At 50.9% G+C, this 26,562-nt stretch carries 22 protein-coding genes and 2 pseudogenes; 10 read left to right on the forward strand and 14 right to left on the reverse strand.

The genetic code is table 11. The features are described 5' to 3' along the window. Window positions 1-8: 8 nt before the first annotated feature. The 5 genes and pseudogenes from OOJ59_RS10565 to OOJ59_RS28205 form a co-directional block, all read right to left on the reverse strand. Window positions 9-1,688 (reverse strand): OmpA family protein, encoded by a 1,680-nt coding sequence (locus OOJ59_RS10565; protein ID WP_160956324.1) that lies wholly within the window; start codon window positions 1,686-1,688, stop codon window positions 9-11. After that, a complete protein-coding gene (gene tssL, locus OOJ59_RS10570; protein ID WP_160956323.1) occupies window positions 1,688-2,377 on the reverse strand; it encodes a type VI secretion system protein TssL, short form in 690 nt (229 codons plus the stop codon). The genes OOJ59_RS10565 and tssL overlap by 1 nt, the downstream gene beginning before the upstream one ends. Then, the gene (gene tssK, locus OOJ59_RS10575; RefSeq protein ID WP_160956322.1) at window positions 2,374-3,723 is read right to left on the reverse strand and encodes a type VI secretion system baseplate subunit TssK; all 1,350 of its coding nucleotides are present in this window, start codon (window positions 3,721-3,723) and stop codon (window positions 2,374-2,376) included. Before tssK ends, tssL begins: the two co-directional genes overlap by 4 nt. Window positions 3,724-3,735: 12 nt before the next feature. After that, a pseudogene (locus tag OOJ59_RS28200) lies at window positions 3,736-3,909 on the reverse strand (type VI secretion system contractile sheath large subunit); the annotation flags it as partial. Next, a pseudogene (locus tag OOJ59_RS28205) lies at window positions 3,910-4,107 on the reverse strand (type VI secretion system contractile sheath small subunit); the annotation flags it as partial. 754 nt (window positions 4,108-4,861) lie between these two features. On the opposite strand from OOJ59_RS28205, the gene OOJ59_RS10585 reads away from it, so the two are divergent. After that, window positions 4,862-5,029: a hypothetical protein gene (locus OOJ59_RS10585; RefSeq protein ID WP_160956456.1), complete on the forward strand. Its 168-nt coding sequence runs from the start codon at window positions 4,862-4,864 to the stop codon at window positions 5,027-5,029. Between the two features lie 84 nt (window positions 5,030-5,113). Here the strand turns inward: OOJ59_RS10585 and OOJ59_RS10590 are convergent, their stop codons facing one another. Continuing rightward, entirely contained in the window at window positions 5,114-5,746 is a 633-nt protein-coding gene (locus tag OOJ59_RS10590; protein ID WP_085047793.1) for a DNA-binding protein, read from the reverse strand. A gap of 281 nt (window positions 5,747-6,027) precedes the next feature. Here OOJ59_RS10590 and OOJ59_RS10595 point away from each other — a divergent pair, with 281 nt between their 5' ends. After that, window positions 6,028-6,636, forward strand: coding sequence for a DUF1062 domain-containing protein (locus OOJ59_RS10595; protein WP_160956457.1), 609 nt, complete (start codon window positions 6,028-6,030; stop codon window positions 6,634-6,636). Between the two features lie 75 nt (window positions 6,637-6,711). On the opposite strand, the gene OOJ59_RS10600 is transcribed toward OOJ59_RS10595, so the two are convergent. Then, window positions 6,712-8,610 carry a methyl-accepting chemotaxis protein gene (locus tag OOJ59_RS10600; RefSeq protein WP_160956458.1) on the reverse strand — a complete coding sequence of 633 codons (1,899 nt, stop codon included), beginning with the start codon at window positions 8,608-8,610 and terminating at the stop codon, window positions 6,712-6,714. A 381-nt stretch (window positions 8,611-8,991) separates the two neighbouring features. On the opposite strand from OOJ59_RS10600, the gene OOJ59_RS10605 reads away from it, so the two are divergent. Further along, window positions 8,992-9,531 carry a DUF2058 domain-containing protein gene (locus tag OOJ59_RS10605; RefSeq protein WP_038642407.1) on the forward strand — a complete coding sequence of 180 codons (540 nt, stop codon included), beginning with the start codon at window positions 8,992-8,994 and terminating at the stop codon, window positions 9,529-9,531. A 100-nt stretch (window positions 9,532-9,631) separates the two neighbouring features. Here the strand turns inward: OOJ59_RS10605 and pgtA are convergent, their stop codons facing one another. Genes pgtA through pgtC form a run of 3 tightly spaced genes read right to left on the reverse strand, consistent with a single transcriptional unit; the run spans window position 9,632 to window position 14,065 of the window. Beyond that, complete coding sequence (pgtA, locus tag OOJ59_RS10610) at window positions 9,632-10,879, reverse strand: two-component system response regulator PgtA (RefSeq protein ID WP_160956459.1); 1,248 nt, start codon at window positions 10,877-10,879, stop codon at window positions 9,632-9,634. After that, complete coding sequence (gene pgtB, locus OOJ59_RS10615; RefSeq protein WP_170973253.1) at window positions 10,869-12,860, reverse strand: two-component system sensor histidine kinase PgtB; 1,992 nt, start codon at window positions 12,858-12,860, stop codon at window positions 10,869-10,871. Before pgtB ends, pgtA begins: the two co-directional genes overlap by 11 nt. A gap of 11 nt (window positions 12,861-12,871) precedes the next feature. Further along, complete coding sequence (pgtC, locus tag OOJ59_RS10620; RefSeq protein WP_159121053.1) at window positions 12,872-14,065, reverse strand: phosphoglycerate transport regulator PgtC; 1,194 nt, start codon at window positions 14,063-14,065, stop codon at window positions 12,872-12,874. 421 nt (window positions 14,066-14,486) lie between these two features. On the opposite strand from pgtC, the gene pgtP reads away from it, so the two are divergent. Further along, complete coding sequence (pgtP, locus tag OOJ59_RS10625; RefSeq protein ID WP_038642412.1) at window positions 14,487-15,878, forward strand: phosphoglycerate transporter PgtP; 1,392 nt, start codon at window positions 14,487-14,489, stop codon at window positions 15,876-15,878. A 108-nt stretch (window positions 15,879-15,986) separates the two neighbouring features. Here pgtP and OOJ59_RS10630 read toward each other — a convergent pair whose 3' ends face one another. After that, window positions 15,987-16,229 carry a DUF2545 family protein gene (locus tag OOJ59_RS10630; RefSeq protein WP_038642414.1) on the reverse strand — a complete coding sequence of 81 codons (243 nt, stop codon included), beginning with the start codon at window positions 16,227-16,229 and terminating at the stop codon, window positions 15,987-15,989. 440 nt (window positions 16,230-16,669) lie between these two features. On the opposite strand from OOJ59_RS10630, the gene lpxP reads away from it, so the two are divergent. After that, complete coding sequence (gene lpxP / locus OOJ59_RS10635) at window positions 16,670-17,590, forward strand: kdo(2)-lipid IV(A) palmitoleoyltransferase (protein WP_038642416.1); 921 nt, start codon at window positions 16,670-16,672, stop codon at window positions 17,588-17,590. Window positions 17,591-17,631: 41 nt separating this feature from the next. On the opposite strand, the gene OOJ59_RS10640 is transcribed toward lpxP, so the two are convergent. Beyond that, window positions 17,632-18,246: a lysozyme inhibitor LprI family protein gene (locus tag OOJ59_RS10640; RefSeq protein WP_160955453.1), complete on the reverse strand. Its 615-nt coding sequence runs from the start codon at window positions 18,244-18,246 to the stop codon at window positions 17,632-17,634. Window positions 18,247-18,588: 342 nt separating this feature from the next. Between OOJ59_RS10640 and ypdK the strand changes: the two genes are divergently transcribed. Next, complete coding sequence (gene ypdK, locus OOJ59_RS10645) at window positions 18,589-18,660, forward strand: membrane protein YpdK (protein ID WP_010723117.1); 72 nt, start codon at window positions 18,589-18,591, stop codon at window positions 18,658-18,660. Window positions 18,661-18,727: 67 nt separating this feature from the next. On the opposite strand, the gene alaC is transcribed toward ypdK, so the two are convergent. Continuing rightward, the gene (gene alaC / locus OOJ59_RS10650) at window positions 18,728-19,966 is read right to left on the reverse strand and encodes an alanine transaminase (protein ID WP_042306985.1); all 1,239 of its coding nucleotides are present in this window, start codon (window positions 19,964-19,966) and stop codon (window positions 18,728-18,730) included. A 386-nt stretch (window positions 19,967-20,352) separates the two neighbouring features. Between alaC and OOJ59_RS10655 the strand changes: the two genes are divergently transcribed. From OOJ59_RS10655 to OOJ59_RS10670, 4 genes are all read left to right on the forward strand, one after another. Beyond that, window positions 20,353-22,050, forward strand: coding sequence for a sensor histidine kinase (locus OOJ59_RS10655; RefSeq protein WP_071888159.1), 1,698 nt, complete (start codon window positions 20,353-20,355; stop codon window positions 22,048-22,050). Window positions 22,051-22,064: 14 nt separating this feature from the next. After that, the gene (ypdB, locus tag OOJ59_RS10660) at window positions 22,065-22,799 is read left to right on the forward strand and encodes a two-component system response regulator YpdB (protein WP_038642424.1); all 735 of its coding nucleotides are present in this window, start codon (window positions 22,065-22,067) and stop codon (window positions 22,797-22,799) included. A 15-nt stretch (window positions 22,800-22,814) separates the two neighbouring features. Further along, window positions 22,815-23,678, forward strand: coding sequence for an AraC family transcriptional regulator (locus OOJ59_RS10665; protein WP_268063386.1), 864 nt, complete (start codon window positions 22,815-22,817; stop codon window positions 23,676-23,678). Window positions 23,679-23,779: 101 nt separating this feature from the next. Continuing rightward, window positions 23,780-23,968, forward strand: coding sequence for a hypothetical protein (locus OOJ59_RS10670; RefSeq protein ID WP_071888160.1), 189 nt, complete (start codon window positions 23,780-23,782; stop codon window positions 23,966-23,968). A 77-nt stretch (window positions 23,969-24,045) separates the two neighbouring features. On the opposite strand, the gene ptsP is transcribed toward OOJ59_RS10670, so the two are convergent. After that, on the reverse strand, window positions 24,046-26,541 hold the full coding sequence (ptsP, locus tag OOJ59_RS10675) for a phosphoenolpyruvate--protein phosphotransferase (protein ID WP_160955452.1): 2,496 nt from the start codon (window positions 26,539-26,541) through the stop codon (window positions 24,046-24,048). Between the last annotated feature and the right edge of the window lie 21 nt (window positions 26,542-26,562).

Genomic DNA, 26,562 nt, shown 5'->3' on the forward strand with positions numbered 1-26,562 from the left:
TGCCATGTTTACTTCTCCATTTGTTTAGTTGAAACGTCACTTACATCCTGTGGCGCGAGTTTTGCATCTGGCAGACGACAGGCGTCAGCCTGCGGTACCAGGCTGATCTCGACACGCCGGTTGTGCGCACGGCCATCAGGCGTGTCGTTTGATACAATCGGTCGGCTGTCACCGTAACCCTGCACGGCAAAACAACTTTCCGGTATATCCCCGGTATCACGCATCCAGTTACGGACGGCCTCCGCTCGTTGCAAAGACAGGGTCTGGTTGAGTTGTACGCTGCCGGTATTGTCTGTGTGGCCGCTAACCACAATGAGCCAGCCTGTTCTGGCTTTGATCCCCACCAGTGCGTTGACGAGTATTTTGGTTGAGCCGTCTTTAAGTGCTGATTTGCCAGAATCAAACAGCGACATGCTGTCGAGCCGTACAATTTTGGGTACCGGTTTTGGTTTAGGGGCAGGTGGGGGAGTCCAGGTATCGATAGCCTGCTGCAAGGCCAGCCACAGGCGTTGCCCCGGATAATAGCCCAGGCTGTAACGTAAAGGCTCTCCCTGACGCTGCCACCGCTCAAGCAGGAGCACATCCTGTTTCAGTGCGGCCAGTGATTCTGCTTTAGGACGGTAATGTTTCATGGGAATAGCATTCCAGCGCTGTAAATTGGCACTGACATGACGAATAAGATTACGATTATTAAGCGCGGACATGCCCATAGCCGTCAGAACGCACAGCCACATCAACAGAACCAAACGGCGGGTACGCTGGCCCCCCTGAACTGTCGAAGTAAACGGTACCAAAAGTGGCAGAACGGCATCCGGGAACAAACCGGTATGAAGTGGCTGCAGGGATTCCCGTGAAAACTGCAAGCAGGTGCGGGAATAGAGCCAATCGGACCAGACAGACTGAGTCTCTGGATTGATTACTCCGAGGCGCATAGCCACGGAAAATACGCGCACAGGTGGTGTTAACCGGTCAGGTTTCTCCAGCTCATTGGCCAGCATATTACGGATAAAGGAAAATGCCTGGCTGACTGCTGGCAGCGCCAGGATATTGTCTCCCGCCTGCTGCCAGTCAATGAATGCCTGAGGCGAATCATTAACCGGGCATACAATCCGCTTATCACCCCGAACGATTATCCACGGCGTTTCAGGCCCGGAAAATTCGGCACTCAACACAACCGGCAGTGTGAATCCCGTCAGGGATTTAATCTGTTTACACTGCTGGCGGAGCGTTTTCAGTGCGGAACGCAGAACGGCTTCATCCTGATGATAGTCTGGCAGGCAACGGTACATCACCGAGAGCTGTCCAACCTGGCGCGGGAACTGCTTCTGTATGCTGCGGACAATGTCAGTTAACCGGCTGACGTCACCGGCCCGTAGCCACCATCCCTGGGCTGTTTTACGCAGAGGACCTCCCTGAAACAACGTTTCCAGCATGTCACCACACACCAGTACAACGGGGCCATGGGTGTCGAGTAATGGCAGTTCAGCAACCGGGAGGGTAACGTCAGAAGCAGGCTCTTCACTCCGACAGTTTTTAACAACATACCCGCCTGCCAGAAGGAGGAGCAGCAGAGTGATCAGACCGTTAAAAACGTTGCCTGTCGGGATGAAACACCACAGCAACCACAGCAACGTGGCAACGGCTACCAGGGTGTGCAGAACTACCGGAATGATGACTGTTCTACGCATTAGCCATGCAGCTCCGGTATTTGTGCTGACAACAGAGCCTGAAGCCACAGATGGCCCCCCCACCAGATAACGCCGGTAAGAATGACGGCAAGCGCTATCCAGAACCAGACTGAACGGAACAGACTCCAACGATGTTTCCCCATCAGGTCAACAACCAGTGACAGACCTGCATCAAGGGGAGAAACACGTTCAGAAAGGGCTTTCACTACCTCATCACGCTGCGACTGGCTGACCTCTTTCAGGCTGTATAACCCCTGAAAACCCAGGGCAATAACCCGGTGATAACAGGTTAAAACGGCCGGGTTCGGTGAGGGCTGACGCAGGACTTCTGCAATGCGATCCCATAGCGCTTCACCTGCCCGAAGTGATCCAAAAAATCGGGCCTGAAGCGGCGCTTTACGCCAGGCTATCTGGCCTTCATCAACTTTCGTCGCCTCTCCTTCCTCGCTTTTTTCAGGCTTACGGCTCATCACCGTCTCGTCAAGCAGGGCGCATTGTGCGTAGGAAATATGCCCGACACTGGCCTCGTCATAACCGGCACGCTCCAGCGCTTCCCGCACACTTTCAACCTGTTTAACGCATTTGTGGTAAAGCGCAGAGCCATTAAGCGTGACAGCGCCGTTCTTCAGCATGGTGACGGTGAGCCAGGTCTCCGTCATCAGCTGGTCGATATCAATATCCTGTCTCATGAGCGCAATACCGCAAACAGTTCAAGTTCCAGAGCGCCAAGTAACTCAGGCACATAGAACATACACACCCCCTGCTCCAGCATTTCATGCGCAGCGGAGCTTTCCATATCAAGCGCGAAGTACTGGTTCTCCATACGTACAGGCAATGCTGCCGGGACCCTGCTCACCGGAATCAAGGGAATCCCCCTGAGCGCGGCGCCATATATGGTATTAACCTCATCAGGTGACCCCGCCTGACAGAGTGCCGGGAATTTGTCGGCAACCTGCCAGGCCGGGATATCTGAGCGCACAGAGAGCCAGAGGTCAGCCTCTTCACGCAGACGAATATTGTGAAGGTTGGCCTTCCATGTCTGTCCGTCCGGGCGGGACATTTCCAGTGCAATGACCCGGGATGGCAGACTTGCCTCCAGCAACCCCGCTATCAGGTCAAACAGCGGGGGAAACGCATTGGCTGGTTCCTCATGGTCATACCCCGGTATAGCGTCAAGGTCATGGTCCAGGGAAAAGGTCAGCATACTGCCTGCCAGACGAGCGAGCTCCGCCCACACCTGTTCAGGTGGACGGCAAGGAAAACGTTCGTATTCCGTCAGCACTCTGGCGTGAGAATTCAGTGCATTCAGCAACCAGAAAAGGGAAACATCCGCGACAGCAAAATCGGCAAGTCTTTCGTTGCTTTCACGACGCATGGTCATCAGACGCTGGCGTCGGGAGCGTAACTGGCGATTGAGCAGCACCAGACGTTCGCGAAGAACCGGACTTGCTCCGAATGACGCCACTGGAGGAATAAAAGACGGATCCTGTCGCCACGCATTTTGTCCATCCCGGAGCAGTCTTGCTACCGGGCAGACTTTCCAGGCCTCATTACTTTCATGGGCAAACCGGATGGTGAAATTAAACCGGGCAACTGCCATGGATTCTTCTTCAGAACCAAAAACATCCGGTATAGTTACCCATTCCTCCCGGTAACGAAGCGGACGGTCAGCGGCCATGCCTTCCTGTTCAACATTAACAACACCGGGCTGCAAATGAGGGAGTGCGATAACGACTGTTACCGCATCCAGACCAGCCAACAGATTCGGGTCTAACTCGCGAGGAGGGGGAAGCAGATCGCTCCTTTGCGCATCAATCAGTGAACCATCTTCCAGCCAGAGGCGTAACTGCGTAATCTGGATCAGGCCGGACGAAAGAAAACTGTCATTAAACTCAATCTTTTCCACGCCCCAAGGGAACGGGGTGGCTAGCGCTGATGCACCGGCACTGCGAAAAGATTCCCATTCAGCCTGCTGCTGGAACTGCTGAGGGGACAGCAAAGCCCCCTCGTTCCACAGTGGACGATAAATTTTCATCCTTGTCCTGCCTTATGCTTTTGCTTTAGGCATCCGGGATGCCACAGACAGATTGACGTCCATGCCATCGACCTGGAAATGAGGGATTGCAAAGCGTTTCACACGGAAGAAACCCGGCTTGTCCTCAATGTCTTCAACAATGACTTTGGTATCGCGAAACGGATGGGACGCCTGCAGATCGTCGCCTACGCTGTCGAAATTGCTCTTCGAAATGTTTACCTTTTCGCGTTCAGACAACGGACGATTTTCCCGGCCATGACAGAAGTCCCTAACTGTCAGCAGTTTCAGCGGCAGCTCGGTTTTTTTCTGGGCCCCACCGGTGTGCAGGGCTAAATATAAGTTAATACGAGCTTTGGGTATTTCTTCCTGGTACGAACCGGACATGCAATGTTCCTTCATTTGACGTGTCTACGACAGCAGAAGAAGTGAAAGCCAAAGGGGCTTTCCACAGAACGACTCCACCGCCCTGACAGCGATAAATAATGATGAATAAAACAGAGGGTTACGATGAAAATCGTACGCCGGTTGATGGCGTTAACAAGTCTGCACGCCCGATGCAAATGTAAATAATAATTTCACTTAAAGCCCGTCACTGCTATTTTCCATTTCAGAAAATGAACAAATATTTCTTTCCGGATCCATTGCCCATAAAGGATTTAAGCGTATACAACCTGCCATCGCGCCACTTAATTCCCGTTATTAATTATTTCGGTTAAGTAACAATTTAGCGCCCAGCTCCGATTAAGTTTTGCCAATCTGATGATTATTCAATCCGCAAACTTCACCCCATAAATACAAACAACATAAACAATATCTTTTGACAATTATTAATTACCCACCATGTACATCAAGCAGAGAATTCAGAGTGGGTTTTATGTATATTTTAAATGTTAAACCATTTTCCAGAAAATCAAATTATTTATTCCAGAAACTTATTCTCCATTGAAAAATAACTCTTCACAACAATAATTATGAATGCGTTAAAGTATTTATAAAATAGATATATACTCCAGCAATCATTGATTAATCGCCGAAACAGATCGAGTTTTAAAAATTGAAGTGTGAAAATGATCTGGCTTTTCAAAATACCTCTGCCAGCATATGCCATAAATTCCCATTAAGCCGAGAACGGTTATTAATGAATCCCCCTTTTACGCTGCCGGCCAAACTGTCGCCCCTGGCTTGTCGTCAGGTTGCCAATCAGGCCTGGTGCCCTGCCACAACCGGCGAGCCATTGCTGAATTCTGCCCGTGATATTGCCGAAAGCTGGCTGAATGCTTTCATATCTGCTGCAACGATGCCATGATTCAGTCCCACATCGACCGGGCGCTGCCTCCCCAGGATGCGATTAACTATCTCATTGAATGTTGGAGGAAAATATCTCTTTAGCTCAGCCCTGAGCCAGGCGATAAAACGGTACTGGCCTCATTGTTGCAGTGAGATTATCAGACACCAATATCTGGCCCGTCGCTACCCGCATCCCTGATTTTCTCAACCTCAGTACGTCAGCTGCTATACGCTGGCTGCCAAACCAGAAAAGCCCGTCCAACGCCGTGACATCAAGTCCTGATTCGAGCGCCATCTTCAGGCGTTCCCGTGGAGATTTCACCGCTTTTGCGATCTGCTGGTAAGGGGCTTCGGTCAACCCTTCTGGATCTATGCGCCGGATACGATGCGACAGGCGATACTGAAATTCATCCGGTATACCGTCAAGGCTCGCTTTCAGGGTATATACACACCCAAAGCGTTTACCATTAAAGATGACGTTTTTCTGGCTAAGCTGTAGCGCGTCACGCACGCTGGCAATCAATTGCGGGGTGCGAAGTAATAACAACCGAAAAGGCAGCTCAAAGCTGGTCACATAGTCCACGTTCAGTAAGGCAATACGCAGACGCTCTTCCGGTCCGGCCTTCATTTCCCGACATTCAGCAATGACGTCAGCCCATTGGCCGGTAAGACGAGAACTTTCAGCAGCCTCTGTAAAGCTGTACTTTTCAGTCTGATAATCAATACGTCCGCTCACACGGCATTCCCTTCTGGCCACATTTCGGTATTTGCTGCTCACTTTACCAGCGACAGACGACTACCGAAAGCCCGGCAACCTAACAAATATTGATTCAACTCATATACTTAATTGTTATCACACTGATAATCTCATGGAATTCATTGGCTGGCGGACAGGGTCACCGTGTTAGAAATCTTTTCTTAACCCACTGAAAAATATCTGACAAATATTTTTCTCATATAAAAACGATGGTTCGTTCAATACGGATCCGAATTTATTTGGGTTAAAAAAGGTACGGTATGAAAGTCACATGGACTGTCACTCCTGCCGGGTACCAGCGTATTACCAAACGCTGTCCCGCATGTAATGTAAAACGCGAGTTTGCACCTTCAGGGTCCTTCAGGGTCAATTCACAAAAAAAAGTGCTCGATATCTGGAGCATTTATAAATGTATGCATTGTGAATATACGTGGAATATCTCGCTGTTCTCACGGCTTCACATCAGCAAAATTAACCGAGAGCTGTACCAGCGGTTTATCACTAATGATGCCAGTACGGTTCACTATTATTCTCATGATAAAGCCACTCTGAGCCGAAACAACGCTGAGCTTGCGGGTAAGCCTGATTTTCGTGTTCAGGAACAATGGCAGGCCAGCATCAACATTGACCAGCACTTCGCCGTCAGCATCAGGCTTACCTGTGCTTTTCAGATCAGTGCGCTATCGATATTGAAGCGCCAGCTTTTACTCAGCACGGCGGAGATTAAGCGTCTGATAGATGAGGGTCATGTTCGCGGTATCACCATGAAAGAACTCAAATCCCGAAAGTTACGGACAGCAAATGTCGATTTTCACTTGTCTGCGGTAACGTTGTATGGCCGGCGAAGGGTAGTTCTGGCGCCACGTTAATAGAATAAGGCTCATCCTGAGGTAACGAGCCCTCCCGATCCGACATCTTTGCCGGATCGGGATAGCGGTGTCATGTCAGACAACAAAACGATTAACCAGATCCCTCATGGTTACTGAGAGATTATCCAGCCGCTGGCTGTCATTCGCGGCCTGAGAAACCAATGCCGCGTTTTGCTGTGTAACTTGCTCCATGGGTCTCAGCGCCAGATTTATCTGGGAAACACCCTGCGATTGTTCCGTCGCTACCCGGGCGATATCGCCGATATATTGCTTCATACTGGTGGTATTATCCGCCGCCGCTTTTAGCGCGGTAGCTGATGTGGTAACCCGCTCAACGCCCTCGCTGATTTTTACCATATTCTGCGCCACCAGCTCCCGGATCTGATTCGCTTCTTTAGCACAGCGCTGTGAAAGGTTACGCACTTCACTGGCTACTACCGCAAACCCCCTTCCCATCTCTCCGGCGCGAGCCGCTTCAACAGCCGCATTCAGCGCCAGCAAATTCGTCTGAAAGGAAATATCATCAATTGAGGTAACGATAGTTGAGATTTTCTCACTGGAGGAGCGAATATCCCCCATGCTCTGATTTGCCGCGCTGGCGACGTTACTGGCCTGGCGAACCTCTTTTTCCAATCTTATTGTCAGGAGCTCCGCTTCGCGGGCATTGTCCGCCGTTTGCGTAATCGTCGTTGAGAGCTGTTCCATACTGGCCACGGCTTCTACAATCGATGCGGCCTGTTCATCGGTGCGCTGGGCCAGATCCTGATTTCCCGCCGTAATACTGCTGCTGGCATCGTACAGCACCAGAGAGCCTTGTTTAATCTCCTGCACGATGTGCTGAATATTTTCCAGCATCGTGTTATAGGCGCGATTGAGCGAAGAAAGCTCGTCTTTCCCTGGTGTCGCCAGACGTTGAGTCAGATCGCCGTTCATACCCGCAATCTTGTTTAGCGTGTCGCTGAACTGACGGTGCATATTGAGTGCGATGGCCCCGGCGAACGCCAATGATGCCAGTAGCGCCAGCAGGCTCACGGCCATATATATCTGCCAGTTCTTACGTGCATCCTGCGCGAGTTTTATCGCACTTTCCCACAGAAGATTCGCTGCCACATTTTCAATCTGTCGCATCACTTCAATACGCTGGGTTTGTACTTTAAACCAGACGGTAGGATCGACGTCAAATCCACCATTCGCCGCATGACTAAACGCAGCTTCGCGTAATGAAAGCGCTTGGGTAGCGTCGGTGGATTGTAAGCGACTTTTGAGCATGGCGGCCTGTTCAGGTGGACTCAGGCGCAAAGATTGTGCCAGCCAGACATTCTGTTTACTGACCACATCACTAAGCTGATGTAATTGTCCGTCGGCGAAATGGCCAGAGGAAAAGATATTTGCCAGCAGCGCCCGCTCAATACCCGCTTGTTCCTTCAAATTCAGCAGGTTGTAGTAGGCTGCGAATGAATTCGCCATCTCGCCGGAATCCGTCAACGTCCCTAACCGGCCAACAAAATTCAGTACATCAGCGATAACGTTGGTATAAAACTTAACCACCTCAGAGGCTGGCAGACCCAATTGCGTCACCTTTTCCCGGAGTGTCGCCAGTGACAGAATATTTTTCTTAAACGCGGCGACAGAGGTGGTGACATCCCCTGCCTGTAAGGCGGTATCGGACAGCGAATCCACAAATACCTCGATCTCGCGATCGGTTAAGGCCCGTTGTGCGTTTAGTTCATCTTTGAACGTCTTCCCTTCGGCCCCAAGAAACCCGACACTCATTCCACGCTCTTTTTGCAGTTCATGCACCACATTTCCGGCACTGCGCGCGAGGGCTGTCAGTTGGGCAATATTCTCCATCTGTCGTTCTGTTTCGATGCGCGTCCATATTCCTGAACCAGCAAACCAACATAACGCCAATAATAGTGGTTGCAGCGCGATTATTAACTTCATTTTCATCGGCATTCGATAAACCCACCACATGCCACTTACCTCCCTTATCCATATTTTCGTCATGGTTATCGGCGTGGTGTTGCTGCACTTTACATCTTTTCAAGAGATACATGGCTATTTATTTGGTTTAATATTGTTCAATATACCTCTATATAATTAGAACAAACAGGATAAACATCCATTTATATTACATTCCCAAATCTATATTTTATTATTTGAGAATATATAGCATGTTATATCTTATTCTAAGGAGGGTAATGATTAACTTGATGCTCAACGGCAGAAAGACACAAGATCGCTCCCACCGCGAGTGGCGCCCAAAGAGCTACATGCAGAGCGCGCCTCATCTGGCTTCCCACCGAACGTTAAGGTTATAATCCTTACAACGATTTTATTGGATTAGAAGCGACGATGACAAAACTTACCCTACAGGAACAGATGCTTAAGGCCGGTCTGGTCAGCAGCAAAAAAATGGCAAAAGTGCAGAGAACGGCGAAAAAATCGCGCGTTCAGGCTCGTGAAGCCAGAGAAGCGGTGGAAGAAAATAAGAAAGCACAGGCCGAGCGTGATAAACAGCTCAGCGAGCAGCAAAAGCAGGCTGCGCTGTCTAAAGAGTATAAAGCGCAGATCAAACAACTTATTGAAATGAATAAAATCACCATTTCTCGTGGCGATATTGGTTACAACTTCACTGATAATAACCTAATCAAAAAAGTCTATGTTGATAAAGTGACCCAGTCGCAGTTAATCAAGGGCCGTCTGGCCATTGCGCGTCTGACGGCTGAAAGCAGCAGCGATAGCGAATATGCCATCATTCCGGCTGTCGTCGCCGATAAAATTGCCCAGCGCGATGCAAGCTATATTGTATTAAATTGCGAGCTTAGCCAGGAAGCGAAGGACGAAGACGATCCGTATGCTGATTTTGTCGTCCCTGATGATTTGATGTGGTAAGAAAAAAAAACAGATAATTCAGACTTCCGTCGCGTATTTCGGTGAGCGCTCGCGCCGCCACCGAAATACTGTCAACGTCTCTTCTTCTGGAACCTCGCCACTAAAACTTATAGTGTTCTTTGCTCAGCCCGTATTTTCTCATGCGTAAATACAGTTTTTTACGCGGGATTTGTAAATACTCCGCCACTTCATTAATGCGTCCCTGATGAATATTTAACGCCTCGGTAATAATCTGTCGCTCGTACTCCTCCACCCGGCGATCGAGCGGCGTCGGTTCAGGCATATGCAGCTGCGGATTTGCGGTTTCAGCCAGCGGAAGCAACCCAACGGCAAAAAGCTCAGCGGCGTTCGCCAGCTCCCGAACATTACTTAACCACACGCGGCGCCGCATGCCTTTCATGAGTTCCCCGTCAACGTCAGGTACCGGATGATTCAGGCGCAGACAGGCTTTCTGCAGATAATGGCGAAACAGGGGCTCAATATCATCGGGACGCTGTGATAAAGGCTGACAAGCGATTTGCGTCATCGCGAAACAGTAATAGAGTTCGGCCACAATCTGGTTAGTTGCCGCCAGTTCCACCAGCGATGTGGCGCCAATGCCGATTAAGCGAAAAGGACGCCGCTCCTGGCTTTGCAGGTGCACCAGTTGGTGCTGCTGTTCGCGCGTCAGGCATTCAATATGGCTCAGGACCAGCGTACCACCCTGCGCCTGGGTAATAAGGTCATTGAGTTGTCCCGCATTGCCTGGCGTCAATTCACCGCGGATAAACGGTTCCTCGGTGCTGCGCCCAAGCTGATGCAAATAACGGGCTCCCGTCATACGCCCCGTTCCCGCCTCGCCATAAAACCAGACGGCAATATCCGTTTCCGCCAGCTGCTGCAGACGCTGGCGGTACTGATTGACCCATTCGCTGTAACCGATCAGCTCAACCTGCAGCTTTTGCTGACAATAGTGGCGACGCGCAATCACCGATTTTCGCTGACGCAGCGCATCTTCTACCAACAACAGCAGTTTGCCGGGGTCAACCGGTTTTTGCAGAAAATCCCATGCCCCTTTTTTCACCGCTTCCACGGCCATCGGGACGTCGCCATGGCCGGTGATCAACAGGATCGGCAGCTGATTATCATCCTGATGAAACAACGTCATGAGATCGATTCCATTGCAGCCAGGCATACACACGTCGCTCAGGACAATCCCCGGCCAGTCGGCCTGTAGCCAATTTCGGGCGTCAAAAGGGTTACTGCATGCGTATACACGATAACCCTCCTGTTCAAGCAACAGCGTGTAAGCGTCGAGAACATCGGCATCGTCATCAATCAGCAAAACAGCATATTCATCACACAACATCGTTTACATCCGTCAGATTAAATTGCAGCACGACGCAGGCATTGCGCCCCGGCGTCGAGGCCAGGCGCAGCTCGCCGTTCATTTGCGTCATTAACGATACACAAATCGATAAACCAATACCGAGACCCACATCCTTACTGGTGGTAAACGGCTTTAATAGTGATGGCAACAACGCGCCTGGCCAGCCGGGGCCGTTATCACAGACTAAGACACATAATCGGTGGCCTTCAGCCTGCCAGTGAACCTCTATTTCCGCGGCAGCCGGACAGGCATCCAGCGCATTTGCCAGTATGTTTACCAGTACCTGCTGAATACGCACTTCATCACCTGCCACCCACACACTGTGAGCAGGAAGCGTCAGCGTGCCCTGCTGCTTATGGCGCATAGCCAGCAGTTCCCAGGCAGCAGTAAACGTTTGTCGTAGATCGACCGGATGTAAAGGCGCGCCCGGCTCAGCCCGGCGCGCAAACTGACGCAGCGAACGGATAATGGCATCGATGCGGGTAATCAGCCCCTCCGCTTTGGTTAACGTGCTTCTGGCCTGAGCGGATTGCCCCTGCTCAATTGCCCTTCCCGCCGTAAACAGGTACATCGACAGCGCATTCAGCGGTTGATTAATTTCGTGTGCCAGAGTGGTCATGGTCTGGCCGACCACCGCCAGTTTAGCCGTCTGGATCAGCTCATCCTGCGTCGCCCGGAGATCGGACTCAATCTCCTTACGCTCCGCCACTTCCTGCTCAAGCTGATTTTTTTGCGCATTCAACTGGCCCAGGGTATGGCGCAGCAGGCCCGCGATACGCCCCAATTCATCGCGCCCGTAAACCGGGATAGTGGCGTCCGTTCGCCCCAGACCGATTTGCACCACAGCCTGGTTGAGCGCGGTAAAACGCTTCACCAGCCGGGAACGAATGAAGTAGTGGTTAAGTCCCCAGGCGAGAAGGAGCGCCAGCAGCGTCGCCAATAGAATAAGTCCGCCGCTGACGCGAACAATTTGTTCCAGCCGCTGGTTAAACATCTGCATTTGCTGATGGCTACTTCCCAATTGCGCTTCAAGCAGTGTTCGAAAGCGCCCGAGTGTTGCCTCTCTGGCGTGGTTGGCATCAATGAGCGCTTTTTGCGCAGCGACATAATCGCGCATCGTATCGGGCATTTTATTTTTCATCATCCCGATTTCCAGCAGTTCATCAATGGTTTGCCGCAGGGTGATGGTACTGGGCCAGTCATCGAGGGTACGGATGTTTTCATCGGCGGTTTTCTTCAGATTCTCCAGGTAGCGGATATGGTTCTCCACCAGCATCCCGTCGTCGCTGCCCGATTTCAGTTCATTAAGCCTGTCGCGTAAATCATCGACGATCTGATTTTCAATTCTTGCCAGGGTGTAAACCTGCTGCTGCTCGTTTTGCACCTCTCTGGCACGTTTGAGATACAGCGCCGCATCGCCACTTTTTGCCTCGATTTGATCCAACAACGTCCCCTGTTGCCAGGTAAAATCCTGCACCAGTGAATTCAGCTCGGTGTTAAAATCATCGTGTAGCCAGTCGATGCGTGCGGAGAGTTCACTCACTTTTTCACGCACGAGGAACATGTTGTAGAGCACCCGGTCCAGTTCCGCCATCAACGCCCGGCTGTCCTGCAAAATCACCGCCAGCTGCTGTTGCTCTGCGGGTTGTAGCCCCCGGCTCAGTGTCTCGATTTTATCCAGATGCGAAATTATCTGATTGCGCAGTTGCAGCCTCACCGTCGTGTTGGGGGCCAGCAGGAATTCATTAAGTTGATCCACAACCAGGTTAAGATTCCCTTCAATCAAAAAAGCGGAATGCACGCGCGGGAAGTAATCATCAAGCGAATAGCGTATCTGCGAGCTCTGCTCATGCCATGAGTACAAACTGACGCAGCTTACGCTCAACGTCAGTAGTGCGCCCGTCAGAAAGGCTCCCCGCAGGCTGCTGCTGATGTTGAGCTGCCGCAGGCGTTGCAGTATCGATCCACCTTTCATTTTAATTCTTCCAGTTTTGCTATCGCCTGACGTTGATTTTTAAGAAACCACAGTTGCCATTCCATCATCTGCTGTTCGGCAAAGCTTTTGTTATCGAACTGAGCAAGCCAGGCCTCATCTTCACTACGCCTGGCATCTATCGGGACGCTGGTCAGTAAGGCTCTGATTTCGGGTAACGGGCGTTTAAGGCGCGCTTCCGCACTGTATAGCGCTCGCCAGGCATCTTTCAGTTGTGCGAGACGAAAACTGATGGCGGTATCAAACATCCGTTGCACCAGCCGCTGCCGCTTAAGGATCAGCCGATAATTAAGCGCAGGCTGATTCATCAACATAGCCTGTTGAGCGGCCCGTGGGTTATCTGGCGCGAGCTGGGTAACCGGATATTTTCCCGTATTCGCATCCGCAAGGATCCGCTGTCCTTCCGGACTTAATAAGTAGCGGATAAAACGACGCGCTTCACTGGCGTGCTGGCTGTTCTTGAGAACGGCGACATAGGTTGGCGACACTGCGGAGCGAGGAAAATAGGTAAAGGCCAGATGCGGATCGTTGAGCAACAGGTTGGCATAGTTATCAATGACCGGCCCGGCAACGCCAAGACCGCTCTTAATTTTGTCGGCGACGCCAAAACTGCGTGATGAAATCGTCACCAGATTACCCGCGCTCGCTAACAGCGTCGCCCAGCCCTCTTCCCACCCTTTTTGCTGCAACAGCGACTCAACCATCAGATGGTTGGTATCGGAACGTGACGGACTACTCATCAACAACGCATTCTGATATTTAGGCTGCGTTAAATCCGCCCAGTCAGCAGGAGGAGAAAGGTGTCGCGCCGCCAGCGCGGAACGGTTAATTAGCAGGCCAAAACCGGATATCGCCACCGCCACAGAGGTAGAACGAATAGACTCAGGCACCAGCCTCTGGCTTTCCGGCAGCGCATTATCAAAGTGCGCCAGCTTCTGATGCTCCTGAAGATGCTGTAACAGCATGGGCGATGAGGTCAAAATGAGATCAACGTTTTCCGCATTCGCGGTATCAAGCAGTTGTTCCAGCGAGCTGCTGGTCCGGTTTAACGTACGAATCATCACCGATCCCGGCTGCGTCTGCCAGCGCTGGATAATCCAGGCCGTGGCGCCGGGAGAAAAGGTTGTGGCCATCACCAGCTCTTTACTCAACGCCTGGCGACTCGCCAACAGCGACATGAAACAGAGCAAGATTGCCCAAAAACGCCGCCAACAGAAAAGTCTGTTTGTGATCCCGTTCATAAATACCAACATGTGCAAAAAATAATATTGAGACAAAACTTACCCGTTTATCACTACAGCAGAGAGGAATAAGGTTATTCGCAAGTTTACCAAACGGAAAGTGACTACATCAGCAAAGAATACCCGAAAATACAGTATGAATTTGTTAATATCCGCACATGCCAGCAATAAAAGTCCGCGCAAAAGAACAGAAATAAAATACCATTATTTAAAAAGAGTCAAAATCCGCCGCGCCACCCACAAAATGGGTCAATAATGACACATTTCATCGACTTGAGTTTCTCTCCTGCCTATTTCACTCTTCACCACGAAAACTCCTGATATTCACATCAATATAAATTTAGGTGATGATATGTTATCAATATTTAAGGCAGGGCCTGCGGCAAATAAAGTCCCGGCGGAGAAAGTCCAGGAAACTTATGGCCGCTATCGCATTCAGGCATTACTCAGCGTATTCCTGGGCTATCTTGCGTACTATATTGTGCGTAATAACTTCACGCTCTCAACGCCTTATCTGAAGGAGCATCTGGATCTCAGCGCCACGCAGATCGGTTTACTCAGCAGTTGTATGCTTATCGCCTATGGGATCAGTAAAGGCATTATGAGCAGCCTGGCAGACAAAGCCAGCCCGAAAGTCTTTATGGCATGCGGTTTGATTCTGTGCGCCATCGTCAACGTAGGTTTAGGATTCAGTACCGGATTCTGGATTTTTGCCGCGCTGGTTGTCTTCAACGGCTTGTTCCAGGGGATGGGTGTCGGCCCTTCATTTATTACTATCGCCAACTGGTTTCCGCGTAAAGAACGTGGACGCGTTGGCGCATTCTGGAATATCTCACACAATGTCGGTGGTGGTATTGTTGCCCCGATCGTTGGTGCCGCCTTTGCCATTTTGGGAAGTGAACACTGGCAAAGCGCCAGCTATATTGTTCCGGCCGGCGTTGCCGTCCTGTTTGCATTTATCGTGCTGATGCTGGGGAAAGGTTCACCGCGCCAGGAAGGTTTACCGGCTCTGGAACAAATGATGCCGGAAGAAAAAGTTGTATTAAATGCCCGACACGCTGTCCAGGCGCCAGAAAATATGAGCGCCTTCCAGATCTTCTGCACTTATGTCCTGCGTAATAAAAATGCCTGGTATGTTTCACTGGTAGATGTTTTTGTCTATATGGTACGTTTTGGCATGATTAGCTGGTTGCCAATTTATCTGTTAACCGAAAAACATTTCTCGAAAGAGGAAATGAGCGTCGCTTTTTTATTTTTCGAATGGGCGGCAATCCCTTCCACATTACTGGCGGGTTGGCTTACCGATAAACTGTTTAAAGGCCGTCGCATGCCATTGGCCATGATTTGTATGGCACTGATTTTCGTCTGTCTGATCGGCTACTGGAAAAGCGAATCGCTGTTGATGGTGACTATTTTTGCCGCCATCGTTGGCTGCCTGATTTATGTTCCTCAGTTCCTGGCCTCCGTTCAGACCATGGAAATCGTACCCAGCTTCGCAGTGGGTTCCGCAGTAGGATTGCGCGGATTTATGAGCTACATTTTTGGCGCGTCATTGGGCACCAGCCTGTTTGGCGTAATGGTCGACAAAATGGGATGGCATGGCGGTTTCTATCTGCTGATGGGGGGAATTGTCTGCTGCATCCTGTTCTGCTACCTCTCTCATCGCGGAGCGCTGGAACTTGAGCAACAGCGGAAAAATGCTCAGCAAGAAGAAGCATCACTCCAGTTGGCTGACGCCCGTTAATCGAGTTCAGTCTCGCAAAAAGTGCCAGCGCAGCTGGCACTTCCCTACTCTCAGCTAAATAAAAAACAGCTAAACGTGAAAATTCATTTCCAATCGTAACACGCCGGATTATTGCCTACCGTCACCCACCATAAAGCGAATGATCAAACCGCATGTTGGGGCAAGAAAAAGGAATAATCCGGTTACCATTTCGTTACCATTAGTCAACCGCATAGTAAAAACGTAAATTAAGGCGGTGAGTATGACCATGCCGATAAAAGCGCTTATTGACGCCGCAGCGCCCATTACCTGCCAGATGTAGCAACTGACGCTCAGAATACTCAATGCGAGAAAGGTCCAAAAATAGAGCATAGCGATACCTCCTGTTTGCCATAAAACTTTACGTAAGTCCTTACACTCCCTTGTTTTTATATTCTAAGATAATTTCCATCAGTTCGCAATTTAAGCAACATTTACGTTACAAAAATCACTCATCTGCTTACTATTTAGATATACACTTGGAGTTTATTTATTCATCATAAAAACAATGAATTATAAATAGTCTTTTTTTTGTTCTTAATCGCCCCCAAAATATTTACGAAACTTGAGTAATTATTTCTGGCTGACATTAATCTTCGGGTGTACATTGTGCGTCCGATCATTCATGCCCCTCGTGGTTTTGTCCTGACTCAGTTTTACACTCTCTGCAGGAACCAATGTCGTTTATGGCGGCCTAACGATCTGTGCAGAGTGTAACGCGCCAGACCCAGCGTCTTCGCGATACATCTATTTCGTATCAACAACAGGTGCTTATGTTTCCCCAATGTAAATTTTCACGCGCGTTTTTACATCCGCGCTATTGGCTCACGTGGTTTGGCGTCGGTGTGCTCTGGTTACTGGTACAACTTCCCTATCCCGTATTATGTTTTCTTGGTACCCGTACAGGAACACTGGCTCGTCCATTTTTAAAGCGCCGTGAATCTATTGCACGTAAAAACCTCGAACTCTGTTTCCCCAATCTGTCGCAGGAAGAGAGAGACAAACTGGTCGATGAGAACTTCCGTTCACTCGGCATGGGACTGCTTGAAACAGGTATGGCCTGGTTCTGGCCGGATCACCGCGTTCGCAAATGGTTTGATGTAGAAGGGTTGGACAACCTGAAACGCGCCCAGATGGAAGACCGTGGCGTGATGGTCGTAGGCGTACACTTTATGTCGCTCGAATTAGGTGGCCGCGTAATGGGGCTGTGCCAGCCTATGATGGCAACCTATCGCCCGCACAACAATAAGTTGATGGAGTGGATCCAAACCCGCGGTCGTATGCGTTCCAACAAAGCCATGATCGGCAGAAATAATCTGCGTGGCATTGTCGGCGCCCTGAAAAAAGGGGAAGCGGTATGGTTTGCTCCCGATCAGGACTACGGTCGTAAAGGAAGCTCGTTCGCGCCTTTCTTCGCCGTTAAAAACGTGGCAACCACTAATGGTACTTACGTGCTGTCACGCCTGTCGGGCGCAGCGATGCTGACCGTAACCATGGTGAGAAAAGCAGATAACTCAGGTTACCGCCTGTTTATCACACCACAAATGGAAGGTTACCCGGCAGATGAAAGCCAGGCTGCGGCTTATATGAATAAAATTATCGAAAAAGAGATCATGCGCGCGCCCGAGCAGTATCTCTGGATCCACCGTCGCTTCAAAACCCGCCCCATGGGTGAAGCCTCGTTATATATCTAACAAGAAAGGCCTTACGGCCTTTCTTTTTGTCTGTGGCTGAATTACTTAACGCCCCACTCGTTCTGTAGTTCAGCCATGCGCTCATTGTAGTTACGAGCAATACAGGCTGGTTTATCCTGCTCTTTCCAGCACTCGTTTCGTCCTTTAACCCAGCCGCGCTGCTCCGCTTTCAGCGTTGGGTTATTTTTCGATTTAACCAACGCCTGTTTGTAAACCCCGTTCAACTTAACATCCATCGCGGAGAGTGATGGACTCTGGCAAATAACCTCTTCAATACTTCCCTTTGCCACCGCTGAGCAGGAGAAAGAAGGGCCGCTGTGGGGCGATTTTTCCCCCGGGGCGTAGTCAATATTGTCTTCAGGCTGACAAATTCCGTGCTTACGATTTGGCCCTGCCCATGAAACTTCCGGGTTGCCGTCATCTTTACGGGAGATGGAAAGCGTATTTTTGCCGCTTTTGGCTTCCCAGTAGTTTTCATTGAAGCTCTTTACGGTCGCCTTGGCACCGTCAATCCAAACGTTACCTTTACCATCACTATTCACACCACCAATACTTGCGCAGCTGAAATTAAACGCCAACGGTGAGGCCGCCATCGACGTCACTGGCGTAAGAACGAGTGCTAACATCATTAATCTGGTCATTTTTAACCTTTTCATTATTGAATTCCGCGAAAAATTAACCGCATTCATACTATGGTGATATGAGAATTCTCCGACTAATCATTACGTCGCTCAATAGCAATTTATTACCGGCAGAAATTAAACTGTCGCCGAATCACGACACTTGTAAGTTATTAAAATTAAATAGAAAAATGCCTCTTGTCTCACCTCATTTTTAGGCGTACATTAGCGCCGTCTGGAGCACTAAAGCTCAGAATTCTGAGGTGATGCAGCCAGGCAAACGAGGGATATTCTCCATTTCGTTTGCGCGTGCATCAGCTCTCTGTCAGGTAAGCATATGTTCATTCAGACGTACCCAGGTACGCGGAGAGATGAAAAGTGAAATATTTCTTTATGGGCATTTCTTTTATGGTCATCGTTTGGGCCGGTACGTTCGCCCTGATGATCTAAATAAAAGACGCAGCAAAAAAACAGGAGCCATCAGGCTCCTGTTTGCTTTTGGAGATCTCACGATCGGTTAGTCGGTACTTTCAATAGCCGATTTCGCACTGGCAGGCAGTAAGCCATCTGCGCGGAACATCGCTTTGATGCCGCGGATCGCCTGGCGGGTACGGTCACGGTTTTCAATTAAGGCAAAACGCACGTGCGTATCGCCATAATCACCAAAGCCAATCCCCGGCGAAACGCATACTTTCGCTTCGTTCAGCAGTTTCTTGGCAAACTCAAGTGAGCCCATCGCGGCATATTGCTCAGGAATTTTCGCCCAAACGTACATTGAAGCCTTTGGCATCTCGACCATCCAACCGGCCTCATGCAGCCCTTTAACCAGCACATCGCGACGGCGTTTATACTGCTCGGCAATATCCCGTACGCATTGCTGATCGCCTTCCAGCGCCGCGATTGCCGCAACCTGCAACGGTGTAAACGTCCCGTAATCGTGATAACTCTTGATGCGTGCCAGCGCGTTGACCAGCGTTTTATTGCCAACCATAAAACCGATACGCCAGCCCGCCATGTTGTAGCTTTTCGACAGGGTGAAAAATTCAACCGCGACATCACGAGCGCCAGGTACTTGCATAATCGATGGCGCTTTCCAGCCATCGTAAACGATATCGGCATAAGCGAGATCGTGAACCACCAGCACGTCATAGCGTTTAGCCAGCGCGACGACTTTTTCGAAAAATTCCAGCTCGACGCACTGTGCTGTCGGGTTGGACGGGAAACCTAAGATCATCATCTTCGGTTTCGGGTAGCTTTCACGGATCGCGCGCTCCAGCTCATTAAAGAAATCGACACCTTCGACCAGCGGCACTGACCGTACCTGCGCCCCGGCAATCACCGCGCCATAAATATGGATCGGATAGCTCGGGTTGGGTACGAGAACCGTATCCCCATGATCGAGCGTTGCCAGCATCAGGTGCGCCAGTCCCTCTTTGGAACCAATGGTCACAATCGCTTCGGATTCAGGATCAATCTCAACGTCATAGCGTTCCTGATACCAGCGGGAAATCGCCCGACGCAGACGCGGAATGCCGCGAGACGTGGAATAGCCATGCGTGTCCGGGCGCTGCGCCACGGTACACAGTTTTTCAACAATGTGAGGAGGTGTGGCCCCATCCGGGTTCCCCATACTGAAATCGATAATATCTTCGCCGCGCCGACGCGCAGCCATCTTCAGTTCAGCGGTAATGTTAAAAACGTAAGGGGGAAGGCGATCAATACGCGTAAAGCGACGTTCAGGGCGGGAGTCAGCCATAATATCCTCAGATTAACGTTAGCGCCCGGACCGTCCGAGCGACGCTGCCACGATGGTGGCACGTTTAGAAAATAGCCTGAATAATTTCCTTCTGTCGAGAGGCAAAACAAAATATTTTTTTCGACACAAATGAGGAACAGGCAAAAAAAATGAGGAAATATTCATTTTCACACACCGCTAAAAATTACCATCATTTAACATTTTGTTGTTGAAAACATTACCTTGATCTTTGCGCTTAGAAGACAGGTATTGTAAATACAACAACAATGCAACAATCCCCTTTTAATATTAAGGTTTTTCCTCATTAGCCGCAGGCTGCGCGGGCGCTGGTCATCCAGACTCAGGTTGCCTATCATAGAGGTTTAACCCCTGCGCAAGAGTCACCCGTGCACGAAATATTTAATATGCTGCTGGCGGTATTTGACCGGGCAGCGCTGATGCTGTTTTGTCTGTTTTTCCTGATTCGTATCCGCCTGTTTCGCGAACTGTTGCACAAGTCAGCTCACTCCCCGAAAGAGTTGCTCGCCGTCACCGCGATTTTCTCGATGTTTGCCCTGTTCAGTACCTGGTCCGGCGTACCGGTTGAAGGCTCACTGGTAAACGTACGTATTATCGCGGTCATGTCAGGGGGAATTTTATTCGGTCCCTGGGTCGGCATCATTACGGGACTCATCGCCGGCACCCACCGCTACCTGATTGATATTGGCGGCGTTACCGCCCTACCCTGCTTTATTACCAGTATTCTGGCAGGCTGCATTGCCGGGTGGATCAACCGTAAGATCCCCAAAGCGCAGCACTGGCGCGCAGGTATTTTAGGCGGAATGCTGTGCGAATCCCTGACCATGATCCTCGTCGTTGCCTGGGCGCCTACGACCGCGCTAGGGCTGGATATCGTCTCGAAAATCGGTATCCCGATGATCCTGGGCAGCGTCTGTATTGGTTTTATCGTCATGCTGGTTCAAAGCGTGGAGGGCGAGAAAGAAGCCAGCGCCGCGAAACAGGCCAAGCTGGCACTGGATATCGCCAACAAAACTCTGCCGCTTTTCCGTCACGTCAACAGCGAGTCGCTCCGCCAGGTGTGTGAAATTATTCGCCATGACATCCATGCAGACGCCGTCGCGATTACCAATACCCAGCACGTTCTGGCCTACGTTGGCGTGGGTGAACTGAATTACCGCGATAACGATGACTTCGTCAGCCCGACCACGCGACAGGCGATCAATTACGGAAAAATCATCATAAAAAACAATGATGAAGCACATCGGACACCGGAAATACACTCCATGCTGGTGATCCCGCTTTGGGAGAAAGGCGTTGTCACCGGCACGCTGAAGATCTACTACTGTCACGCTCACCAGATCACCTCCTCGCTACAGGAAATGGCCATCGGCCTGTCGCAAATTATCTCGACTCAGCTTGAGGTTTCTCGGGCGGAACAGCTACGCGAAATGGCAAATAAGGCAGAACTGCGGGCACTGCAGAGTAAAATAAATCCCCATTTCCTGTTTAACGCCCTGAACGCTATTTCGTCGTCGGTGCGACTTAACCCGGACACCGCGCGCCAGCTCATTTTTAATTTGTCGCGTTATCTTCGCTATAATATTGAATTAAAAGATGATGAGCAGATCGACATCAAGAAAGAGCTGTACCAAATCAAGGATTACATCGCCATCGAACAGGCCCGTTTTGGCGACAAGCTGACGGTTATTTATGATATTGATGAAGAAGTAAGCTGTTATATTCCCAGCCTGCTGATTCAGCCGCTTGTCGAGAACGCCATTGTTCATGGTATTCAACCCTGCAAAGGGAAAGGCGTGGTGACCATCAGCGTTGCAGAGTGCGGAAATCGGGTACGAATTGCCGTGCGGGACACCGGTCATGGGATCGATCCGAAAGTGATTGAGCGGGTCGAATCCAATGAAATGCCGGGTAATAAAATTGGCCTGTTGAATGTCCATCATCGCGTTAAGCTGCTCTATGGCGAAGGATTACTGATCCGCCGTCTGGAGCCGGGCACAGAGATTGCCTTTTATGTGCCTAATCAGCACTCGCCCGCAGCCGCACCGGCCACATTATTGCTTTAACCAGGAGTGAAGTCGTGAAAGTCATCATTGTCGAAGATGAATTCCTGGCCCAACAGGAACTAAGCTGGCTGATAAAAGAGCACAGCCAGATGGAGATTGTCGGCACATTTGACGACGGTCTTGACGTGCTGAAATATCTCCAGCACAACCGCGTTGACGCTATTTTTCTGGATATCAATATTCCCTCGCTGGATGGTGTACTGTTGGCGCAAAACATCAGCCAGTTCGCGCATAAGCCCTTTATTGTGTTTATTACCGCGTGGAAAGAGCACGCTGTTGAAGCTTTCGAGCTGGAAGCTTTTGACTATATTCTGAAACCGTATCAGGAATCGCGCATTGTCGGCATGCTGCAAAAGCTGGAGACCGCCTGGCAACAGCAGCAAGCGGGAACCTCGCCAGCCAGCCCGGTGATCCGGGAAAACGATACGATCAACCTGATCAAAGATGAGCGGATCATCGTAACCCCGATCAACGACATCTACTACGCTGAAGCCCATGAAAAGATGACCTTCGTCTATACCCGGCGCGAGTCGTATGTGATGCCAATGAACATCACCGAATTTTGCAGCAAACTGCCTGCTTCGCATTTCTTCCGCTGCCACCGCTCATTCTGTGTCAATTTGAATAAAATTCGCGAGATCGAACCCTGGTTTAACAACACCTACATTCTGCGCTTAAAAGACCTGGAATTTGAAATCCCGGTGAGTCGGAGTAAAGTGAAAGAGTTCAGACAGTTAATGCACTTATAGCGCAGAGAAAGAGCAATGAAAGAGCCAGGCCTGCCCGCCGACCAACAGTTTTTTGCCGATCTGTTCAGCGGCCTGGTGTTAAATCCGCAGCGTCTGGGGCGCGTATGGTTCGCTACGCCGCGAACCACATTACCGACCGGCAGTTTATGTATTGACCTGCCCCGCCTGGATATCGTGCTGCGCGGAGAGTACAGCAACCAACTGGAAAAGCAGCAGCACAGTCTGGCGGAAGGCGACATGTTGTTCATCCCGGCTAAAGCGGCGAATTTACCAGGCAACGATAAACCGGTGATGCTCTTGAGCCTGGTATTTTCTCCAGCCTGGCTGGGACTCTCTTTTTACGACAACCGAACCGCATCGCTGTTGCGTCCCGTACGTCGCATTGAGTTACCACATCCGCAGCGCGGTGAAGGCGAGGCGATGCTTACCGCATTGACCCATTTAAGCCGCTCACCTCAGGCCCTGGATATTATTCAACCGCTGGTGCTGAGTCTGCTGCACCTGTGCCGCAGCGTGGTCAACACCCGACCTGATATAGCGCGCCCGCGCTCTGAATTTCTCTATCACAGCATATGTAATTGGGTCCAGGACAACTATGCCCAATCGCTGAGCCGGGAAAACGTAGCGCAGTTTTTTAATATCACGCCGAATCACTTATCTAAAATATTTACCCAGCATGGCACCATGGGATTTGTCGAGTACGTGCGGTGGGTGAGAATGGCGAAGGCGCGCATCATCTTACAGAAATATCATCTGTCGATTAGCGAAGTCGCACAGCGTTGCGGGTATCAGGACAGTGATTATTTTTGCCGCCTGTTCCGCCGTCAGTTTGGACTGACGCCGGGCGAGTACGGCGCGCGTTTCCAGTCAGCACGTTGATTGAGACGACTCCAACGCGTTAGTCATATCCACTTGTATCGTTGTAAAATAATGCCCCTTCGCACATAACGTGCAGGCTGACTCAACAAAGTGAATATTCGATGAAAAACAGACGTGCACTTTCCCTGATGTGTCTTCAGATGCTGGAATCAGGTGCGGATCGTCGGACCGTGAAAAGAGCGCTCACCGCCCGACGCGTAAAAGGTCGTCAGGCGGTAGTACTGCTCTGCAAACAAGAGATGACGTTATTAAGGGCCGGGAAACTGCCGATTCAACACACCATAAATTAATAATTTCTCTATCAGAAGCGTTTACGCAGCCTGCAAGCGCCTCGCTGCAGGCTGGAAAGCGTTCCTCTCTGTAGAATTTAAAACGTCAGTTCCGCCTCCAGCAGCGCCAGAATGCTTTCGGCATCGGTAGCGGCAAACAACGACTGGCGGAACTGCTTGTTCACCAGCTTACGCGCCAGCTGCGAGAAGACCTTCACGTGGTTAATGCCTTCATCGGCGCCTAGCGTCAGCATGATCACCAGTTCAACGTCGCCCATCTCGGACTGCCAGTCTATCGGCTGAGCAAGCCGGGCAATACTGATACTGGAATGGCTGATCCACTGGGATTTAGTATGTGGGATAGCAACCCCGAAACCTACGGCGGTAGTGACTATCTCTTCACGCTGCCAGACATCTTCCTCCAGCTCAAACGGATGTTCGGTGCGTCCATTTACCCCAAGATTGCCACATAAGAACTGGATCGCCTGCTCTTTGTTGGTAAGGGGCTCACCAACAAAAATATTCTCCAGCGCCAGTAGCGGCCGCACCTCTTTCTGTGGCGCAAACTGGTTCAGCAGATCTTCAATCTCCTGAGCGCTGCGACACTCGCAGGCCTGCATAGCGAGTTCGCGACACGCCTGGCTGTCCAGTTGACGAAGCTGGCTTTTCACTGCCGGAATCCGTGGGCTGCTCATACTTAGTTCGTCAAGCCCTAAGCCCAACAGCAGCGGCAAGTAACGTCCTTCGCCGCCCAGTTCTCCGCAAATGCCCACCCATTTACCACGTTCGTGCGCCACGCGAACAATCTGCTGCAACATCCGCAAGAACGAGGGCGTAATCGGGTTGTACAGTGGCGACACGCGAGGATTATTGCGATCGACAGCGTACAGATACTGAGTCATGTCATTGGAACCAATGCTGAAGAAATCCACCTCGTCGCAGAAGTGGTCGATGATGTAACACACCGAAGGTACTTCAACCATAATACCCAATGAAATTGTCGGAGCATGACGTAACCCCTCCGCTTTCAGCTCCACCAGCGCTTTTTGCAATTCGCTTTTTACCCATAAAATCTGGTCGAGGCTGTGCACCATCGGGATCATCAACTGCGCATTACCGAAGGTCGCCGCGCGTAAAATGGCGCGCAACTGCGTGCGAAACAGTCCGGCAAACTCAGGATAAATCCGCACCGCACGATAGCCCAGGAATGGGTTCTCTTCTTGCGGAATATTGAGATAGCGGATGTTCTTATCGCCACCAATATCCATCGTGCGAAAGATAACCGGCTTGTCGCCCGCAGCCAACAACACCTGCTGGTAGGCCTCAAACTGTTCCTGCTCGTCAGGAGCGCTGTCGCGATCCATAAACAGCATTTCTGTGCGAAACAACCCAATCCCTTCCGCGCCATTGGCAAACGCCCCCGGCGCTTCCAGCGCGGTGCCAATGTTCGCTGCGACGTCAATTCGTTGATTGTCTTTGGTTAACGCGGGCTGGGCGGCGTCAAGCGCTTGCCGACGCTGGCATTCGTCGGCCAGCTTCTGCGCAATCGCGTAGTAGCCGCGAACCGCCTCGTCTGGATTAATGGCCAGGACTCCACATCGGGCATCCAGGACTGCGGGTTGCCCGGCATAGCGGCTAATCGCTGCCAGCGGCAAGCCGCTAAGCACCGGAATCGCCGACGCCCGAGCGAGGATCAGCGTATGCGAGGTGCGCCCTGTTTTCTCAAGGATCATGCCTGACAGATGCTGCAAATCGAGGCTCAAAAACTGACTGGGCGTCAGATCTTCAGCCACCAGAATCGTTGGTTTTTCCAGCACCAGCGCATGGCGCGGCCGCTTTTCAGGCCAGGTGATGTGCAGCAATTGTTCACTGATATCACGGATGTCGCTGACGCGTTCACGCAGGTAATCGCTGCCGGAAGCCGACAGCTTGTGGCATACTTGCTCCATATTGGTAATAATCGCCGCCCCCAGCCCCAGATGCTGCTCCAGCATTAAGCGGCGAATATTCCCGGCAAACTCGTCGTCCTGAATCAGAGACAGATGCGCGCTGAGAATGGTTTTACTCTCACCATCGCGCTCACGCAGTTGCTGATTGAGCAGTTCCGCCAGCGTCGCCAGACTGTGCTCCAGCCTGGCGTTGTCTTCCGCACTCGCCGCAATCGCGCGATAGCTCTCCAGATTATCACTCTGCCACAGCGTGAGCTGACCTGCCCCCACGCCGCCTGCCAGCACAGTGCCATACAGCAAATCCGGGTTGAGCCGAATCAGCGAACGCGGCAACGGATGCGCCGCCAGTTCCGCCGCTCCAGGCTGAACGCTGTCGCTGTCGATAAACCGCTGCTGAATGTACTCCTCCAGCACCCGCCTGGCCTGCTCTTCATCCTGACCGGTGATGGTTAAGCTACAGCTGTCGTTAAACAGCGTCCCGGTGCCAATCAGCGCCAGCGAGCTTTTCGCATCCGCTTTGGCGTTTTGACGATGGTTGAAAAACATCACCTCACTTTGCCACTGGCTGCACTGCTCTTTCAGCTCCCATGCTGGACGCGCATGCAGTCCATTGGGTAACGGGCAAAGAAATTGAATCGTTAGCATAACAACTCCTGATTAGCGCGA

It is taken from the genome of Citrobacter sp. W9, assembly GCF_026719375.1.
Lineage (GTDB): Bacteria > Pseudomonadota > Gammaproteobacteria > Enterobacterales > Enterobacteriaceae > Citrobacter > Citrobacter werkmanii.

Bases quoted from the DNA above. Each gene is read 5' to 3' on its own strand.
- OOJ59_RS10640 (WP_160955453.1), bottom strand. From the start codon at position 18,246: ATGAAAAGGTTAAAAATGACCAGATTAATGATGTTAGCACTCGTTCTT.
- OOJ59_RS10665 (WP_268063386.1), top strand. From the start codon at position 22,815: ATGAAAGAGCCAGGCCTGCCCGCCGACCAACAGTTTTTTGCCGATCTG.
- OOJ59_RS10565 (WP_160956324.1), bottom strand. From the start codon at position 1,688: ATGCGTAGAACAGTCATCATTCCGGTAGTTCTGCACACCCTGGTAGCC.
- lpxP (WP_038642416.1), top strand. From the start codon at position 16,670: ATGTTTCCCCAATGTAAATTTTCACGCGCGTTTTTACATCCGCGCTAT.
- OOJ59_RS10605 (WP_038642407.1), top strand. From the start codon at position 8,992: ATGACAAAACTTACCCTACAGGAACAGATGCTTAAGGCCGGTCTGGTC.
- tssL (WP_160956323.1), bottom strand. From the start codon at position 2,377: ATGAGACAGGATATTGATATCGACCAGCTGATGACGGAGACCTGGCTC.
- tssK (WP_160956322.1), bottom strand. From the start codon at position 3,723: ATGAAAATTTATCGTCCACTGTGGAACGAGGGGGCTTTGCTGTCCCCT.
- pgtA (WP_160956459.1), bottom strand. From the start codon at position 10,879: ATGTTGTGTGATGAATATGCTGTTTTGCTGATTGATGACGATGCCGAT.
- pgtP (WP_038642412.1), top strand. From the start codon at position 14,487: ATGTTATCAATATTTAAGGCAGGGCCTGCGGCAAATAAAGTCCCGGCG.
- OOJ59_RS10600 (WP_160956458.1), bottom strand. From the start codon at position 8,610: ATGTGGTGGGTTTATCGAATGCCGATGAAAATGAAGTTAATAATCGCG.
- OOJ59_RS10595 (WP_160956457.1), top strand. From the start codon at position 6,028: ATGAAAGTCACATGGACTGTCACTCCTGCCGGGTACCAGCGTATTACC.
- OOJ59_RS10630 (WP_038642414.1), bottom strand. From the start codon at position 16,229: ATGCTCTATTTTTGGACCTTTCTCGCATTGAGTATTCTGAGCGTCAGT.
- OOJ59_RS10585 (WP_160956456.1), top strand. From the start codon at position 4,862: ATGAATCCCCCTTTTACGCTGCCGGCCAAACTGTCGCCCCTGGCTTGT.
- OOJ59_RS10670 (WP_071888160.1), top strand. From the start codon at position 23,780: ATGAAAAACAGACGTGCACTTTCCCTGATGTGTCTTCAGATGCTGGAA.
- ptsP (WP_160955452.1), bottom strand. From the start codon at position 26,541: ATGCTAACGATTCAATTTCTTTGCCCGTTACCCAATGGACTGCATGCG.
- alaC (WP_042306985.1), bottom strand. From the start codon at position 19,966: ATGGCTGACTCCCGCCCTGAACGTCGCTTTACGCGTATTGATCGCCTT.